This is a genomic window from Rathayibacter sp. VKM Ac-2926 (genome assembly GCF_022815565.1).
GTDB classification, from domain to species: domain Bacteria; phylum Actinomycetota; class Actinomycetes; order Actinomycetales; family Microbacteriaceae; genus Rathayibacter; species Rathayibacter festucae.
On record NZ_JALGRS010000004.1, the window covers coordinates 251,319 to 265,864 of the forward strand.

The window sequence follows — 14,546 nt, forward strand, 5'->3', positions numbered from 1 at the left end:
TCTGTGGTGACGATGGGTCTGATTCAGCCGACGACGGACTCCGCGACGAGGAGGGCCTGAGGATCAGATCTCGTCGCGGCGGCTAAGAAGGAGCAGACCGATGCGCACGCGACCACGGTAGCACTGCGCCCGCGGGTCGGCACCCACGAGGCACCACTGCGGCGCGGACGTCGTCCTCAGGCGACGAGCCCGTTCTCGTAGGCGTAGACGACGAGCTGCACCCGGTCGCGCAGCCCGAGCTTGCCGAGCGTGCGGCTGATGTGCGTCTTGACCGTCGCCTCGCTGAGGAACTCCGCTCGGGCGATCTCGGTGTTGCTGAGGCCGCGCGCGGCGAGGTGGAAGATCTCGCGCTCCCGGTCGGTCAGCGTGCCGAACGCGGCGGGAGTCTCGCGGCCGCTCCCCGGCGCGCCGAAGTGCTCGAAGAGCTCGCGCGTCGCGGAGGCGGCGACGACCGCGGTGCCGGCGTGCACGGTGCGGACGGAGGCGAGCAGGAAGCCCGGCTCGGTGTCCTTGAGCAGGAAGCCGCTCGCTCCGGCGCGGATCGCGCGGGCGGCCGCCTCGTCCAGGTCGAAGGTGGTGAGCACCAGGATGCGCGGCGGCTCCACGTCCTTCTCCGCGGCGTCGGCGAGGATGCGGCGCGTCGACTCGATGCCGTCGACCCCCGGCATCCGGATGTCCATCAGCACCACGTCCGGGGCCAGCCGGCCGACGAGCTCCGCGCCCTCCGCGCCGTCGGACGCCTCGCCGACCACCTCGAGGTCCGGCTGGGAGCTCAGCAGCATGCGGATGCCGGCTCGGAAGAGCGCCTGGTCGTCGACGAGGACGAGGCGGATGGTGTCGGTCATGCGGGGTGGCCTCCAGAGGCGACGGGCAGGGCGGTGGAAGAGGGGGCGGGCAGGCGCGCATCGACCACGAAGTCGTCGCCGTCGGGGCCGGCGCGGAGGACGCCGCCGACGAGTGCGGCGCGCTCGCGCATGCCGACGAGGCCGTGCCCCTCCCCGGGCACGCGAGCGGCGGCCTCGGCGTCGGCGCAGCGCGCGTTGCGGACGGTGAGGACGATCTCGCCGGACTCGCGGCGCAGCGCGACGTCGAGCGGGGCGCCGGGCCGTCCGTGCCGGAGCGCGTTCGTCGTCGCCTCCTGCACGATGCGGTAGAGCGCGAGGCCGATGCCGCGCGGCACGGTCTCGAGGTCGACCTCGAGCTCGGACCGCAGCTGCGTCCCGGCTCCGGAGACGCTCTCGAGCAGCGCCGGCAGGTCGCGCGCCTCCGGCTGCGGTCCGTCGCTCTGGCTGTGCCGGAGCTGAGCGAGGAGGACGCGGACGTCGCCGAGCGCGTCGCGGGCGACCGAGGAGATGGTGAGCAGGGCGGCGTCCGTCAGCGCCGGGCTGGACGCACCGAGGTAGCGGGCGCCGTCCGCCTGCGCGATCACGACGGCGAGCGAGTGCGCCACGACGTCGTGCATGTCGCGGGCGATGCGGTTGCGCTCCTCGACCGTGTCCAGCTCGCGCTGCGCCGCCGCGCGCTCGCGCTCGGCCTCGGCGCGGAGGGTCTGCCCCTCGCGCGCTCGCCGCACCGAGCGGGAGAGCAGGCCGACCGTCCAGGAGAGGCCGAGCGTGGCGAGGATCCCGCCGAACACCGCTCCCCCGGTCAGGATCGGCGAGGGGATGGACTGGACGAGCCGGAAGACGATGATCAGGTAGACGACCGCCACGACCGCGCCGAGCACCGCGGAGACGGCTCCGGCAGCGCGCACCCGGCGCCGCTCGGACGCGCCGGTGCCGAAGAGCACCGCGAGGATCGCGAGGTCGGCCGGACCCGGTGCCAGCTGCAGACCCATCTGCAGGAGCGCCCCGCCCCAGGCGATCGTGAGGGAGAGCGCCGGCGCCCGGCGGTGCAGGACCAGCGCGACCGCCAGCACTCCGCCGACGACCGGCTGGAGCGAGCCGTCGGGCGCCGCGAACGGCACGGTCGAGATCAGCAGCAGGAGGAGCGCCTGCCAGCCGGCCGCTCCGACGGCGAAGCCGTCCTGCGGACCGGCGACCCGCACCAGGAGCGCATCGATCCTGTCGTCGGGACCGACCGGCCGCCGCACCCCGGCGCGCCAGACGAGGACCTCCAGGCCGGCGAGGAGGGCGGCGACGACCAGCGCGGCGACGGCGCGGAAGAGCAGGACCTGGTCCGCGCTCGCCTCCTGCGGCAGCAGCTGCTCGGTCCCGCTCAGCGCGGCGACCAGCCCGGCGATGCCCGCGAGCAGGAGGGCGCCGACGAGGGTCAGCGTCCGCGTCCAGGGCCCGAGCCGGCGCGCCGTGGACCAGAGGACGAGCAGGCCCACGAGGACACCGTCCACCGGCACGCCGAGGAGCGGGATCCCGCCGCCGGTGACCGCCCCGACGGCGACCAGGGACGGTGCGAGGGCCGGCAGGAAGGCCGCGAGGCCGAGGCCGAGCGCGATCAGCAGCCCGCCGCTGAGGTGCTCCGGCGCGATCAGGCCGGCCGCGCTCAGTCCGAGGTGGAGGACCCCGAGCAGGGCTCCCGCGATCGGGAGCGTCGCCGGACGATCCAGGAGCGCACGCATGAGCCCCACGCTACGCGGCGACGTCGCCGCGGGGCGTCGTCCGGGAGAGTGACTGCCGTCCCCCTCCCGATCCGGCGCCGCGCTCACCGGCTCAGAAGCCGAGGCGGCCGAGCAGCTTCGGGTCGCGCTGCCACTCCTTGGCGACCTTCACCCGGATGGAGAGGAACACGCGCCGGCCGAGCAGCCGCTCGATCTGCTCGCGCGACACGGCGCCCACCTCGCGCAGGCGCTGACCGCCCTTGCCGATGATGATGCCCTTCTGGCTGTCGCGCTCCACGAAGACGTTCGCGTAGATGTCGATGAAGGAGCCGTCCTCGCGCTCGACCATGTCGTCGAGCGTCACGGCGAGCGAGTGCGGCAGCTCGTCCGAGACGCCCTCGAGCGCGGCCTCGCGGATGAACTCCGCGATGCGAGAGCCGGTGTCCTCGTCGGTCACGGCCTCCTCGGGGTAGAGCGCGGGCGAGACCGGCATGAGGCGCAGCAGCTCGACCGCGAGCACGTCGAGCTGCTCCTCGGTGACCGCCGAGATCGGCACGATGGTGTCCCACTCGCGCAGCTCGGAGACGGCGAGCAGCTGCTTGGCGACGGACTTCTTCGAGGAGAGGTCGACCTTGGACACGATCGCGACCTTGCGGGCACGCGGGAAGGCCTCGAGCTGCTCGTTGATGAAGCGGTCGCCGGGGCCGATCGGCTCGTCGGCCGGGAAGAGCATCCCGATCACGTCGACGTCGCCGAGGGTCGAGGTGACGAGGGAGTTCAGCCGCTCGCCGAGCAGGGTGCGCGGGCGGTGGATGCCCGGGGTGTCCACCACGATGAGCTGGCCGTCGGGGCGGTGCACGATGCCGCGGATGGCGCGGCGAGTGGTCTGCGGCTTCGAGCTGGTGATGGCGATCTTCTCGCCGACCAGCGCGTTGGTGAGCGTGGACTTGCCGACGTTCGGGCGGCCCACGAACGACACGAAGCCCGCCCGGTAGGGGGTCGTGGGAGTGCTGGGGTCGGTCATCGTGCGTCCTCGTCCTGGTGGTCTGTCTCGGCGACGATCGCGACCGGTCCGGTGCCGGTCTCGCCTGAGGGATCGTAGTCGGGATCGCGCCGCACGATGACGGTCGAGATGGTGCCGCGACGGGGATCCGCCTGCTCGGCCTCGAGGATCACCCCGTCGATCCGGGCGGTCGCGCCCCGCTCGGGCAGGCGGCCGTAGGCCTTGGTGAGCAGTCCGCCGACCGAGTCGACGTCGTCGTCCTCGAGTTCGAGGTCGAACAGCTCGCCCAGCTCGTCGACGGGCAGCCGCGCCGAGACGCGGTAGACGCCCGGCTCGGTCTCCTCGAAGAGGTCGACCTCCCGGTCGTACTCGTCCGAGATGTCGCCGACGAGCTCCTCGATGAGATCCTCGAGCGTGACGAGCCCGGCGATGCCGCCGTACTCGTCCACCACCATGGCGAGGTGGTTGGACTCGAGCTGCATCTGGCGCAGCAGCTCGTCGGCCTTCTTCGACTCCGGCACGAACAGCGCCGGGCGGGCGAGGTCGGCCGCGGAGTCGTCGTCGTCCGGGCGCTCGTAGGTGTGCCGGGCGACGTCGCGGAGGTAGAGCACGCCGAGCACGTCGTCGACGCCGTCGCCGATGACGGGCAGGCGCGAGATGCCGCGGCTGAGCAGCAGTCCCATGCCGGCGCCGACCGACGCACCGGCCTCGATGGTCACCATGTCGGTCCGCGGCACCATCACCTCGCGCACGAGCGTGTCGTTGAACTCGAAGATGGAGTGGATGAGCTCGCGGTCGTCCTGCTCGAGGACCGACTGCTCGGTCGCCTCGTCGACCATGCTCAGCAGCTGCTCCTCGGAGGAGAAGCCGGCCGAGCGGCCGGTGCCCGGGGTGACCCGGTTGCCCAGCGCGACGAGGCCGTGCGCGACCGGGCCGAGCGCGACCCGCAGCACGTGCACGAGCGAGGCGCTGGAGCCGAGCACGGCGCGGGCGTGGGCGCGCCCGACGCTGCGCGGGCTGGAGCCGACGAGCACGAACGAGACGGCCGCCATGATCAGGATCGCGAGCAGGAGCGCCAGCCACAGGGCGTCGACCACGACGACGAGCACGGTGGTGACGAAGACCGCGGCGGTGGTCTCGGCCGCGATCCGGGTGAAGTTGACGACGTTGACGTGCGCGCTCATGTCGCCGGCGATGGCCCGCAGGGCGCGCGAGCTGCGCGAGTGGTTCGCCATCTCGAGGACGTCGCTGCGGGAGAGCACGCCGAGCGCGGCGTCGGTGGCGGCGAGCCAGCCGCCGAGGGCGACGAGGCCGAGGGCCGCGATGAGGAGCTGGACGGTGAGCACGCCGGGCCTAGCGGCGTCGCTCGCTGATGTGGAACCCGACGAGGATGTCGCGCTGGATGCCGAACATCTCGCGCTCCTCCTCGGGCTCCGCGTGGTCGAAGCCGAGCAGGTGCAGCAGCCCGTGGGCCGTGAGCAGCAGCAGCTCGTCGAGCACGGAGTGGCCGGCGGCCTCGGCCTGGCTCTGCGCCACCTGCGGGCAGAGCACGATGTCGCCGAGCAGGCCGGCCGGGGTCGGCTCGTCCTCGGTGCCGGGGCGCAGCTCGTCCATCGGGAAGCTCAGCACGTCGGTGGGGCCGGGCTCGTCCATCCACTGCACGTGCAGCTGCTCCATCGCGCCCTCGTCGACCAGCACGATGGCGAGCTCGGCGTCGGGGTGCACGTGCATCGAGTCGAGCGCGTAGCCCGCGAGGCGCAGCAGGGTCGCCTCGTCCACGGGGATGCTCGACTCGTTGTTGATCTCGATGCTCACGGGGTGCGGTGTTCCTTCGATCGGGAGGGGCTCGGCGGGGCGGGAGGCGGTGGTACGGCGCTCAGGCGCGCGGGCGCTTGGGCTGAGCGGCGCCGGTCGAGCGGGTGGCCGCCCGGCGCTCGGCGCGGGCCGCGAACTCGCGGGCCTGCTCGCGCTCGAAGCTCTGCGCCTGCTTCTGCTGGTCGTACTCGGTGTACGCGTCGACGATCCGGCCGACGAGGCTGTGGCGGACCACGTCCTCGCTGGTCAGCCGGGCGAAGTGGATGTCGTCGATGTCGTCGAGCACCCGGGTCACCAGGCGGAGACCGCTCGATCCGGCGGGGAGGTCGACCTGGGTGATGTCGCCCGTGATCACCATCTTCGAGCCGAAGCCGAGGCGGGTGAGGAACATCTTCATCTGCTCCGGCGTCGTGTTCTGCGCCTCGTCGAGCACGACGAACGAGGAGTTCAGCGTGCGGCCGCGCATGTAGGCCAGCGGCGCGACCTCGATCGTGCCCGCCGCGAGCAGCTTCGGCACGATCTCCGGGTCCATCATCTCGTTCAGCGCGTCGTAGAGCGGGCGCAGGTACGGGTCGATCTTGTCGGTGAGCGAGCCGGGCAGGTAGCCCAGCCGCTCCCCCGCCTCGACCGCGGGGCGCGTGAGGATGATCCGCTCGACCTCCTTGCGCTGCAGGGACTGCACCGCCTTGGCCATCGCGAGGTAGGTCTTGCCGGTGCCGGCCGGGCCGATGCCGAAGACGATCGTGTTCTGATCGACGGCGTCGACGTACTCGCGCTGCCCCAGGGTCTTCGGGCGGATGCTCTTCCCGCGCGCCGTGAGGATGGCCTGGCCGAACGCGTCCGCCGGACGCACCGGCCCGCCGTTCTCGAGGATGCGCGCGGACTCGCGCACGCCTTCCGGGTCGAGGTCGTGGCCGCCTGCCGTCATGAGCACCAGTTCTTCCACCAGGCGCGCCGCCGCGGCGACGGGGGCTCCCTCGCCGTCGAGGGTCACCTCGTTGCCGCGCACGTGCACCCGGACGTCGGGGAATCGCGATTCGACCGCCCGGATGAGGCGGTCCTGGGGTCCGAGGAGGCGCACCATGGCGATTCCGTCGACGGCGATGACGCGATGGGTCCCGCCGGTGGTCCGGTCCGCGTCGCTCTGCGGGACCGACGGCTCCGTCGAGCCGGTTCGAGTGGGGTTCTGGTCCGCGGAGCGATCGCCCGCGTGATCAACCGGTGGCAAGGGAGCCTTCCGTCAGGTGGCCGCCCAGGACGTGGGCGTGGACGTGGAACACGGTCTGACCGGCCTCTTCGCCGGAGTTGAAGACGAGGCGGAACTGGCCGTTGCTGTGCGCGTCGGCCAGGGTCTGCGCGACCACGGCCATCTCGGCGAGGAGCTCCGGATCGCCCGCGGCGAGCTCGGCGACGTTCGCGTACTCGGGGGTCTTGGGGAAGATCAGCAGGTGGACGGGCGCCTTCGGCGCGATGTCTCGGATCGCGAGGATCCGCTCGTTCTCGAACACCACGTCGGCGGGGATCTCACCGCGGACGATGCGCGTGAAGACAGTGGGCTCGGTCATGCATCCATCTTAAACGGGGCGAGGGCGACGACGGGGGCGCGTTCGCCCAGGGCGCGCGGATCGGCGGGGATCACCAGCGGCCGAGACGAGCCGAGAGCACGGCGATCGCGGCCGGGCCGGCGGTGGAGGTGCGCAGGACGGAGTCGCCGAGCGCGACGGCCTCGGCACCCGCGTCGGCGAGGGCGCGCAGCTCCTCCGCCGCGATGCCGCCCTCGGGTCCGACGACGAGCACGAGGTCGCGCCCGTCCGGCTCGATCGCCGTGAGCCGCGCCTCGGCCGAGGGCTCGAGCACGAGCACACGCGCCGTCGCCGCCCGCTCCACGAGCGCGCGGAGGCCGACGACCGCCGACACCTCCGGCACCCGGGCGCGGAGCGACTGCTTGCTCGCCTCGCGGACGATGCTGCGCCAGCGCTCGCGGCCCTTCTCCTCCTTGACGCCCGACCAGCGCGAGACGCTGCGGGCGGCCTGCCACGGCACGACCTCGTCCACGCCGAGCTCGGTCGCCGCCTGGATCGCCAGCTCGTCGCGGTCGCCCTTCGCGAGTGCCTGCACGAGCACGAGGCGCGGGCTCGGCGCGGGCACCTCCTCGACCGACTCGACCGCGAGGACGACACGCGACGCCTCCGCGCTCTCGACGACGGCCACGGCGACCCGGCCTCGGCCGTCGCCGATGCGGACGCTCTCGCCCGCGCGGATCCGGCTCACGGTCGCGAGGTGGCGCGCCTCCGCGCCGGAGAGCTCCAGCCGGCCGCCGGCGACGAAGTCCCCGGAGTCGAGCGACTCGTCGATGTAGTGGTGCGCCACGCCTACGCCGGTCAGCCCAGGAAGCGGTCGCGGAGCTTGGAGAACAGCCCCTGCTGGAAGTGCGTGAGAGCTGGCTTCTGCGGCTTGTAGTGCTTGGCGAACTCCTGCACCAGCTCGCGCTCGCGGTGCCCCAGCTTGGTCGGAGTGACCACCTGGATGCCGACGCGGAGGTCGCCGCGGCCGTTGCCGCGCAGCTTGGTGACGCCGCGGCCCTTGATCGTGACGATCTCGGTGCTCTGCGTGCCCGGCTTGACCTCGATCTCGATGTCGCCGTCGAGCGCCGCGAGGGTCGTCGTCGAGCCGAGGATCGCGTCCGTCATCTGCACCTCGAGGGTGCAGAGCAGGTCGTCGCCGTTGCGGCTGAAGATGTCGTGGTGCTTGACCTTGATCTCGAGGTAGAGGTCGCCGCTCGGGCCGCCGGCCGGGCCGACCTCGCCGCTGCCGGGCATCTGCAGGCGGAGGCCCGTGTCGACGCCCGCGGGGACGTCGACGGGGATGGTCCGGCGCGCGCGGACCCGGCCCTGGCCCTGGCAGGTGGAGCACGGAGTGGCGATGACGGTGCCGTAGCCGCGGCAGGTGCCGCAGGGGCTGGCCGTCATCACGTTGCCGAGCAGCGAGCGGACGGTGCGCTGGATCTGGCCTGAGCCGTGGCAGATGTCGCAGGTGACCGGCGAGGTGCCCGGCTGGCAGCACGAGCCCTGGCAGGTCTCGCAGAGCACGGCCGTGTCGACCTCGAGGTCGCGGTGGGTGCCGAAGATGACCTCGTCGAGCGAGACCTCGACGCGCAGCAGCGCGTCCTGGCCGCGCTCCCGGCGCGACCGCGGGCCGCGCGAGGAGCCCTGCGCGCCCTGGCCGAAGAAGGTCTCGAAGATGTCGCCGAAGCCGCCGAAGCCCTGCCCGCCACCGCCGGGGAAGCCGTCCTGCGGGCCGCGGTCGTACTGCTGGCGCTGCTGGGCGTCGCTCAGGACGTCGTAGGCGTGCGTGACGAGCTTGAACCGCTCGGACGCGTCCGCACTCGGGTTGACGTCGGGGTGCAGCTCGCGCGCGAGCCGGCGGTACGCCTTCTTGATCTCGTCGGCGGAGGCGTCTCGGTCGACGCCGAGGACTTCGTAGTGATCGGCCACAGGGGGCTTCGTCCTTCGTTCGTGGTCGGTGCGCCGGGCGCGGCGGACCTGTCGGGAGCCGGGGTTCCGGCGAGGGTCTGGAAGCGGGTCATTCCTCGCCGAGGAGGCGGGAGAGGTAGCGGGCGACGGCGCGGACCGCCGCGATGTTGCCGGAGTAGTCCATCCTGATCGGTCCGAGGACACCCAGGCGCGAGACCTGGCCGCCGGCCGTGTTGTAGCCGCTGGTGAGGACGGAGGTCTCCTGCAGGCCGAACGGTGCGTTCTCGCGGCCGATGCGGACCGAGATGCCGCGCGGGTCCGGCGTCATCTCGGCGAAGAGGCGCAGCAGCTCGACCTGCTCCTCGATCGCCTCGAGAACGGGGTAGATGCTGCCGGAGAAGTCCTCCTCGGTGCGCACCAGGTTCGCGGCGCCCGCCATCACCAGGCGGTCCTGCCGGTTCGCGCCGACCTGCTCGAGCAGGGTCTGCACGACCGGGTCGACGACGGCGCGGCGCTCCGGGCTGAACTGCTCGGTCGCGCTCTGCAGCGTCTCCGCCGCAGCGGCGAGCCCCAGGCCGAGGACGGCGGTGTTGAGCTTCGCCCGGATCTCGCCGAGCAGCAGCTCGTCGACGTCCTCGGGCGTCTCGAGCACGCGCTGGTCGACGCGGCCGGTGTCGGTGATCAGCACCGAGAGCAGCCGCCGCGGGGCGAGGGCGACCAGCTCGACGTGACGGATGCGCGCGGCCCCGAAGGACGGGTACTGCACGAGCGCGACGCTGTTGGTGAGCTGCGAGAGCAGGCGGACCGTGCGGACGAGCACCTCGTCGAGGTCGGGGCTCTGGCCGAGGAAGGTCTCGATCGCCTGCCGCTGCGCCGCGGTCAGCGGGCGCAGGTCGGTCAGCTGGTCGACGAAGAGGCGGTAGCCCTTGTCGGTGGGGACGCGGCCGGAGGAGGTGTGCGGGGCCGCGATCAGCTCCTCCTCCTCGAGCTGCGCCATCTCGTTGCGGATGGTCGCGGCGGAGACGCCGAACGCGTGGCGCTCGACGATCGACTTGGAGCCGACCGGCTCGCGGTTCGCGACGTAGTCCTGCACGATCACGCGCAGGACCTGGAGACCGCGCTCCGTCACCATACGACCGACCTCCCGCCGGACTCCGGGTGCCTCGCGGCACGACCACCTCGGCGCCGTGGCGCCGCGCGGAGCTTGGCACTCCGCGAGATTGAGTGCCAATCATAACCGCGCAGGAGGAAGGAGGGCGGGGCTTGCCCCGGATCGCCTCCCGGTGCGGCTGCGTCTCTGCCACGATGGACGCCGAGCGCCCGGGGTCGCCCGACGCGCCGATTCCTGAGACGGAGATCACCATGTCGGCCACCCCGCCCCCGCCGCCCGCCTACTCGACGCCCGCCCCGCCGCTGAACCCGGCCGACGAGAAGACCTGGGCGATCGTCACCCACATCACGGGCATCTTCTTCAGCTTCATCCCGTCGCTGATCGTCTACCTCGTCTTCAAGGGCCGCGGGCCCTTCCTCGAGGCGCACGCGAAGACGGCGCTGAACTTCCACCTCACGACCCTGATCGCGTACGTCGCGGGGACGATCCTGAGCTTCGTGCTCGTCGGCTTCATCGTCTTCATCGTGGTGCCGATCCTCGTGATCGTCTTCGCGATCATCGCCTCGGTGCGCGCCAGCGCCGGCGAGTACTACACGTACCCGCTGAGCATCCCCTTCTTCAAGTAGGCACCGAGCGGGATCTCGACACGCCCGCTCCGCGGGCTACTCGATCAGCATGAAGGGAAGCAGCCGCCGCAGGCGGGGCCACCTGCTGGTCGAGCAGCCACCGCAGGCGGAACCACATGCTGGTCGAGTAGCCGCCGCAGGCGGCGTATCGAGACCCACGCACATCGGACAGGGGATCTCGATACGCCCGCTCCGCGGGCTGCTCGATCAGCTGGGAGCGGGGCGACTCAGCCGTCCGTGAGGCGGCGGACGACCGCGTCGGCCAGCAGCCGGCCGTGCAGGGTCAGCACGAGGCGCCCGCGGAGGGCGGCCCGGCCGTCGACGAGGCCGTCGGCGATCAGCCCCGCGACCTCGCGGCGGCGCTCCGGGTCGATCGCGTCGATCGGCAGCCCGTCCGCCAGGCGCGAGCGCAGCAGCACGTCCTCCACCCGGCGGGTCGCCGCGTCGAGGGTCTCCCGCCCGGCTGCGGGCGACGAGCCGGAGTGCAGCCGCTCGGCGTAGGCCGCCGGGTGCTTCACGTTCCACCAGCGCACTCCGCCCACGTGGCTGTGAGCACCGGGCCCCACGCCCCACCAGTCGTGCCCCAGCCAGTACGACAGGTTGTGCCGCGACCGGTGCGCGTCGTCGCGCGCCCAGTTGCTGACCTCGTACCAGGAGTAGCCGGCCGCGGCGAGCCGAGCATCCGCCAGCTCGTACATGTCCGCGGTCAGGTCGTCGTCCGGAGTCGCCACCTCGCCGCGGCGGATCTGCCGCGCGAGCTTCGTCCCTTCCTCGACGATCAGCGCGTACGCCGAGAGGTGATCGGGCCGGTTGGCCAGCGCCGAGTCGAGCGAGCGCTCCCAGTCGGCCAGCGACTCCCCCGGTGTGCCGTAGATCAGATCGAGGCTGACCTGCAGCCCCGCCTCGCGCGCCCACTCCACCACGAGCGGCACGCGCTCGGGATCGTGGGTGCGCTCGAGCGTCGCGAGCACGTGCGGCACGGCCGACTGCATCCCGAAGCTGACCCGCGTGAACCCGGCGTCGGCCAGCTCGCGGAGGTAGGCGGCGTCCACCGAGTCGGGGTTCGCCTCGGTGGTGATCTCCGCGCCGTCGGCGACGCCGAAGTGACGCCGGAGCCCGTCGAGCATGCGCACCAGATCGCGGGCGGGCAGCAGCGTCGGAGTCCCGCCGCCGAAGAACACGGTCGCCGCGGGCCGCCGCGGCAGACCCGCGGCCGCCAGCACGCCCTCGCCGAGCGCCATCTCGACGATCGCCTCGTCGGCGTAGTCCTGCTGCTTCGCGCCGCGCAGCTCGGTCGCGGTGTAGGTGTTGAAGTCGCAGTAGCCGCAGCGCACCCGGCAGAACGGGACGTGCACGTACAGCCCGAGGTCGCGGGTCTCCACGCCGTCGGCGACGGAGGCCGGCAGGAGTCCGTCGAGCGGTGCCGGGTCGGCGAGCGGGAGGGCGCTGCCCACGTCAGCTGACGCGCGCCGGCAGCAGCGCGCGCAGGTACTTCTTGACCTGCCGCTTCTGCACGACCCGGAGGACGGGGGTGCCGAGGCGGTAGAGGGCGGTGGAGGGCCGCGAGAAGACGCGGATGACGAGCCAGACCGAGTCGTCCGCGCGCTTCTCGACCACGAAGGACTCCTCGCCGCTCTCCGGGTGGCCCTCAAGCGTCCCGTAGGCGAAGCCGACCTGGTCGGGCTCGTCCACGACGTAGACGACGCGCACGGGGGCGTTCACCGTCCGGCCGAGCAGCGTGATCCTGAGCACGGCCGTCACGCCGGCGGTGATGTAGGGCGTGCCGTCCGCGGAGAACTGCTCCTCGGTCGGGCGGCTGGCGAGGTCGATCGGCGTGCCGGCGGAGTCGAAGTTGACACCCGTGTACTGCACGCCGCTGCCGGCGGTGATGTCGGTGACGGCGATGCCGCTGCCGCGCTGCACGCCCCACGTCATCAGCGACGCTGTCGTGATCGCGAAGCGCTCAGCACCCGAGCCCAGGCGCGCCTCGAACCGCTCGGCGGTGAAGCCGTCCGGCGGGTACTCGAGCAGGTCCGGCGCGAGCGTGCCGCCGACCGCCGCGTAGGTGACCTGCGGCTGCCCCTCGAAGCTCGAGCGCCGGACGCTCACTTCTTGTCCTTCGTCTCGACGTCACCACTCAGGGCGGCGATGAACGCCTCCTGCGGGACCTCGACGCGGCCGACCATCTTCATGCGCTTCTTGCCCTCCTTCTGCTTCTCGAGCAGTTTGCGCTTGCGGGTGATGTCACCGCCGTAGCACTTGGCGAGGACGTCCTTCCGCATCGCGCTGATCGACTCGCGGGCGATGATGCGGGCGCCGATCGCGGCCTGGATGGGCACCTCGAACTGCTGGCGCGGGATCAGCTTGCGCAGCCGCCCCGTCATCAGCACGCCGTAGGCGTAGGCCTTGTCGCGGTGGACGATCGCGCTGAACGCGTCGACCTGCTCGCCCTGCAGCAGGATGTCGACCTTCACCAGGTCGGCCTCCTGGTCGCCGGCGGGCTCGTAGTCGAGCGAGGCGTAGCCGGCTGTCTTCGACTTGAGGTTGTCGAAGAAGTCGAAGACGATCTCGCCGAGGGGCATGTGGTAGCGGATCTCGACGCGGTCCTCGCCGAGGTACTCCATGCCGATCAGCGTGCCGCGACGGCTCTGGCAGAGCTCCATGATCGTGCCGACGTAGTCCTTCGGCGCGAGGATCGCGGCCCGGACGATCGGCTCGGTGACGCTGGCGATCTTGCCGACCGGGAACTCGCTCGGGTTGGTGACCGTGACGGTGCTCTTGTCGTCGGTGGTCACCTCGTAAATGACGGACGGCGCCGTGGTGATCAGGTCGAGGCCGAACTCGCGGTCGAGCCGCTCGGTGACGATCTCGAGGTGCAGGAGCCCCAGGAAGCCGCAGCGGAAGCCGAAGCCGAGCGCGACCGAGGTCTCGGGCTCGTAGACGAGCGCCGCGTCGGAGAGCTTGAGCTTGTCCAGCGCCTCGCGGAGGTCCGGGTAGTCGCTGCCGTCGATCGGGTAGAGACCCGAGAACACCATCGGCAGCGGCTCGGTGTAGCCGGGCAGCGCCTCGGTGGCGGGCTTGGACGCGGTGGTGACGGTGTCGCCGACCTTGGACTGGCGCACGTCCTTCACGCCGGTGATCAGGTAGCCGACCTCGCCGACGCCGAGGCCCTTGGTGGAGACGGGCTCGGGGCTGGAGACGCCGATCTCGAGGATCTCGTGCGTCGCGCGCGTCGACATCATCTGGATCTTCTCGCGCGGCGAGAGCTGGCCGTCGATCATCCGGACGTAGGTGACGACGCCGCGGTAGGAGTCGTAGACGGAGTCGAAGATCATCGCGCGAGCGGGAGCGTTCTTGTCTCCGACCGGCGCGGGCACCAGCTCGGTGACGCGGTCGAGCAGCGCCTCGACGCCGACCCCGGTCTTGCCGGAGACGCGGAGGACGTCGGCCGGGTCGCCGCCGATGAGGCTCGCGAGCTCGGCTGCGTACTTCTCCGGGTCGGCCGCGGGGAGATCGATCTTGTTGAGGACCGGGATGATCGCCAGGTCGTTCTCGAGCGCGAGGTAGAGGTTCGCGAGGGTCTGCGCCTCGATGCCCTGCGCGGCGTCGACGAGGAGGATCGCGCCCTCGCAGGCGGCGAGCGAGCGGCTGACCTCGTAGGAGAAGTCGACGTGACCGGGGGTGTCGATCATGTTGAGCGCGAAGGTCTGCCCGTCGCGCTCCCAGGGCATGCGGACGGCCTGCGACTTGATCGTGATGCCGCGCTCGCGCTCGATGTCCATCCGATCGAGGTACTGCGCGCGCATCGCGCGGTCCTCGACCACGCCGGTGATGCCGAGCATGCGATCGGCGAGCGTGGACTTGCCGTGATCGATGTGGGCGATGATGCAGAAGTTGCGGATGGACGCCGGATCGGTCGCGGCGGGCTCGAGCCCGAGGTGTGCACGTGGAGACATCGTGGGTC

At 72.0% G+C, this 14,546-nt stretch carries 14 protein-coding genes; 1 reads left to right on the top strand and 13 read right to left on the bottom strand.

Annotation, left to right across the window (positions count from 1 at the left end):
- Positions 1-176: 176 nt before the first annotated feature.
- From MT351_RS07400 to hrcA, 10 genes are all read right to left on the bottom strand, one after another.
- Positions 177-845: a response regulator transcription factor gene (locus MT351_RS07400; protein WP_243581769.1), complete on the bottom strand. Its 669-nt coding sequence runs from the start codon at positions 843-845 to the stop codon at positions 177-179.
- Positions 842-2,575, bottom strand: a complete 1,734-nt coding sequence (locus MT351_RS07405; RefSeq protein ID WP_243581770.1) for a histidine kinase — start codon at positions 2,573-2,575, stop codon at positions 842-844. Before MT351_RS07405 ends, MT351_RS07400 begins: the two co-directional genes overlap by 4 nt.
- A gap of 91 nt (positions 2,576-2,666) precedes the next feature.
- Positions 2,667-3,578 carry a GTPase Era gene (gene era, locus MT351_RS07410; RefSeq protein ID WP_123732108.1) on the bottom strand — a complete coding sequence of 304 codons (912 nt, stop codon included), beginning with the start codon at positions 3,576-3,578 and terminating at the stop codon, positions 2,667-2,669.
- Positions 3,575-4,903: a hemolysin family protein gene (locus tag MT351_RS07415; RefSeq protein WP_123445623.1), complete on the bottom strand. Its 1,329-nt coding sequence runs from the start codon at positions 4,901-4,903 to the stop codon at positions 3,575-3,577. Before MT351_RS07415 ends, era begins: the two co-directional genes overlap by 4 nt.
- A gap of 7 nt (positions 4,904-4,910) precedes the next feature.
- Complete coding sequence (gene ybeY, locus MT351_RS07420) at positions 4,911-5,372, bottom strand: rRNA maturation RNase YbeY (protein ID WP_123445622.1); 462 nt, start codon at positions 5,370-5,372, stop codon at positions 4,911-4,913.
- Positions 5,373-5,433: 61 nt separating this feature from the next.
- The gene (locus MT351_RS07425) at positions 5,434-6,456 is read right to left on the bottom strand and encodes a PhoH family protein (protein ID WP_243581771.1); all 1,023 of its coding nucleotides are present in this window, start codon (positions 6,454-6,456) and stop codon (positions 5,434-5,436) included.
- Positions 6,457-6,586: 130 nt separating this feature from the next.
- Positions 6,587-6,937 carry a histidine triad nucleotide-binding protein gene (locus MT351_RS07430; RefSeq protein WP_123735452.1) on the bottom strand — a complete coding sequence of 117 codons (351 nt, stop codon included), beginning with the start codon at positions 6,935-6,937 and terminating at the stop codon, positions 6,587-6,589.
- A gap of 70 nt (positions 6,938-7,007) precedes the next feature.
- A complete protein-coding gene (locus MT351_RS07435) occupies positions 7,008-7,742 on the bottom strand; it encodes a 16S rRNA (uracil(1498)-N(3))-methyltransferase (RefSeq protein WP_243581772.1) in 735 nt (244 codons plus the stop codon).
- Positions 7,743-7,753: 11 nt separating this feature from the next.
- Complete coding sequence (gene dnaJ / locus MT351_RS07440) at positions 7,754-8,866, bottom strand: molecular chaperone DnaJ (protein WP_123445619.1); 1,113 nt, start codon at positions 8,864-8,866, stop codon at positions 7,754-7,756.
- A gap of 88 nt (positions 8,867-8,954) precedes the next feature.
- The gene (gene hrcA / locus MT351_RS07445; RefSeq protein ID WP_123445618.1) at positions 8,955-9,977 is read right to left on the bottom strand and encodes a heat-inducible transcriptional repressor HrcA; all 1,023 of its coding nucleotides are present in this window, start codon (positions 9,975-9,977) and stop codon (positions 8,955-8,957) included.
- 230 nt (positions 9,978-10,207) lie between these two features.
- Between hrcA and MT351_RS07450 the strand changes: the two genes are divergently transcribed.
- Complete coding sequence (locus tag MT351_RS07450; protein WP_123704749.1) at positions 10,208-10,582, top strand: DUF4870 domain-containing protein; 375 nt, start codon at positions 10,208-10,210, stop codon at positions 10,580-10,582.
- 227 nt (positions 10,583-10,809) lie between these two features.
- Here MT351_RS07450 and hemW read toward each other — a convergent pair whose 3' ends face one another.
- Genes hemW through lepA form a run of 3 tightly spaced genes read right to left on the bottom strand, consistent with a single transcriptional unit; the run spans position 10,810 to position 14,538 of the window.
- A complete protein-coding gene (gene hemW, locus MT351_RS07455; protein WP_243581774.1) occupies positions 10,810-12,036 on the bottom strand; it encodes a radical SAM family heme chaperone HemW in 1,227 nt (408 codons plus the stop codon).
- 1 nt (position 12,037) lies between these two features.
- Positions 12,038-12,691 (bottom strand): DUF1990 family protein, encoded by a 654-nt coding sequence (locus MT351_RS07460; protein WP_123735449.1) that lies wholly within the window; start codon positions 12,689-12,691, stop codon positions 12,038-12,040.
- Positions 12,688-14,538, bottom strand: coding sequence for a translation elongation factor 4 (lepA, locus tag MT351_RS07465; RefSeq protein WP_123445615.1), 1,851 nt, complete (start codon positions 14,536-14,538; stop codon positions 12,688-12,690). The genes MT351_RS07460 and lepA overlap by 4 nt, the downstream gene beginning before the upstream one ends.
- Positions 14,539-14,546: the final 8 nt, after the last annotated feature.

Bases quoted from the DNA above. Each gene is read 5' to 3' on its own strand.
- hrcA (WP_123445618.1), bottom strand. From the start codon at position 9,977: ATGGTGACGGAGCGCGGTCTCCAGGTCCTGCGCGTGATCGTGCAGGAC.
- MT351_RS07405 (WP_243581770.1), bottom strand. From the start codon at position 2,575: ATGCGTGCGCTCCTGGATCGTCCGGCGACGCTCCCGATCGCGGGAGCC.
- lepA (WP_123445615.1), bottom strand. From the start codon at position 14,538: ATGTCTCCACGTGCACACCTCGGGCTCGAGCCCGCCGCGACCGATCCG.
- MT351_RS07425 (WP_243581771.1), bottom strand. From the start codon at position 6,456: ATGGTGCGCCTCCTCGGACCCCAGGACCGCCTCATCCGGGCGGTCGAA.
- MT351_RS07400 (WP_243581769.1), bottom strand. From the start codon at position 845: ATGACCGACACCATCCGCCTCGTCCTCGTCGACGACCAGGCGCTCTTC.
- MT351_RS07430 (WP_123735452.1), bottom strand. From the start codon at position 6,937: ATGACCGAGCCCACTGTCTTCACGCGCATCGTCCGCGGTGAGATCCCC.
- era (WP_123732108.1), bottom strand. From the start codon at position 3,578: ATGACCGACCCCAGCACTCCCACGACCCCCTACCGGGCGGGCTTCGTG.
- MT351_RS07450 (WP_123704749.1), top strand. From the start codon at position 10,208: ATGTCGGCCACCCCGCCCCCGCCGCCCGCCTACTCGACGCCCGCCCCG.